The 670-nt window shown below is 41.5% G+C and carries 1 pseudogene; it reads left to right on the top strand.

Annotated elements, in window-relative coordinates:
* Positions 1 to 312: 312 nt before the first annotated feature.
* Positions 313 to 670, top strand: a pseudogene (locus R7O13_RS27565) (EAL domain-containing protein); the annotation flags it as partial.

Here is a 670-nt window from a genome sequence, read left to right on the forward strand (position 1 = left end):
AAGGTGGTTTTTTCGTTTTTGGCAAGACAGAGTTGGAAATTTAGATTCCACGCAAAAGAGCAGAAGAAAACAGTCTCCCGCTTGCGATCAGCCATTGCGTATATAATAAAGGTCAATTGCTATCATTATTAGCTCATAATCTCCTGCGAGAGAGTTGTAAAAGCTAATGTGCAGCAGTAGTCTCAGCAAATAATTGCCGCTCAATCACTTATTCTTTGCGATTGAGAGTCCATCCCCACTTTTCCACTTATTAAAGTGAGATAGTGAACCTGCTTACTGAAAATTGTTCGTGGCAGAACATTAGGAGGAGTTTTGGCTAATAAGACAATAAGAAATGCCATCTTAATAGGGCTAGTCCCCATCATTATTTTTGCTGTCGCTTTTAATGCCTTGTCAAATTTATATGTTGGGTATATCAAAGAGGCGAAAATCAAAACGGTGGTTGAATACTTAGCTCACAGATCCACGTTTTTAGAGAGTGCCATTATCAAACAGATCGCCCAGCTCGACTTCAACTGTCAATCTGATGATATGAAAGTGCTGCGTGACCCTCGTTACTACAACCGCTACATTCGGTTTATTGGCATGACCACGGAAGATGGCGACTCGTGCTCAAGCGTAGGGATGCCTGTCTCCAAAGTTACGTCATCCGAACGGGTTCAATTAGATA

The sequence above is a fragment of the Vibrio sp. Y176 genome (assembly GCF_033438945.1).